The organism is Acinetobacter sp. ACNIH3 (genome assembly GCF_002918965.1).
GTDB lineage: Bacteria > Pseudomonadota > Gammaproteobacteria > Pseudomonadales > Moraxellaceae > Acinetobacter > Acinetobacter schindleri.
Genome location: NZ_PQLP01000136.1, coordinates 1 through 1040, shown reverse-complemented (window position 1 = coordinate 1040; position 1040 = coordinate 1). Strand labels below are relative to the sequence as shown.

Here is a 1040-nt window from a genome sequence, read left to right as displayed (position 1 = left end):
GGCTTTGTTGCACAAAGCTGTTCTTAAGGACTCCTTCGGCAATATAATTTCCAAATGAAGAAGCCTACATACAAAATCTACCGCACAACCAATTGGCCCGCATATAACCGAGCTCTCATTAATCGTGGGAATATTGCCATTTGGTTCGATCCAAAAACACAATGGTATGCAGAACCTCAAGGCAAACAAGGTCGAAGTCAAACCTACTCCGACATAGCGATTCAATGCTGTTTGATGATCAAATCTCTATTTAGACTCACTTTACGCATGGTCACTGGCTTTGTTCAGAGCCTCATTAAACTTTGTAGATTAGATTGGACAGCGCCAGATTATTCGACTATTTGTAGAAGACAAAAGCATATTGATATTGCGATAAGCTATCAGAAAAGTCGTGATGGTCTCCACCTACTCGTCGACTCTACTGGCTTGAAGTTTTTAGGTGAAGGTGAATGGAAACGTAAGAAACATCAGCCTGAATATCGTCGCCAATGGCGTAAACTTCACATTGGTATAGATGCTGAAACGCTGCAAATACGGGCCGTTCAGCTCACGACAAACAATGTCAGTGATTCACAAGTACTCGAAGATTTACTTGATCAAATTCCACTTGATGAGCAGATTGATTCTGTCTATACAGATGGTGCTTATGACACGAAACACTGCAGAAAAGTCATTTCAGATCGACAGGCACATGCGGTGATTCCGCCAAGAAAAAATGCGAAGCCCTGGAAAGACAAAAAGCTGAGATCTTTAGAAAGAAATGAATTGTTGAAAACGGTTAAATGCCTAGGAAGAGCAATTTGGAAAAAGTGGTCTGGGTATCATCGCCGAAGCTTGGTAGAAACCAAGATGCATTGCATCAAATTATTGGGAGATAAACTCAGTGCACGGAGTTTTCAAAGCCAGGTGAATGAGATTCATGCACGTGTGGCAGTATTAAATAAATTTATGGAATTAGGCCGAGCTCATACCCAAGTTGTCACTTAAATTTAAACAACTTAGGAAAGCTCTATCTTTAAAATCTTTATGCAACAAAGCCC

General features: G+C 40.7%; 1 protein-coding gene. It reads left to right on the top strand.

The window, feature by feature from the left end; genetic code table 11:
* Nucleotides 1–54: 54 nt before the first annotated feature.
* On the top strand, nt 55–987 hold the full coding sequence (locus C3420_RS17075; protein WP_005265989.1) for an IS5 family transposase: 933 nt from the start codon (nt 55–57) through the stop codon (nt 985–987).
* The last annotated feature ends 53 nt before the right edge of the window (nt 988–1040 follow it).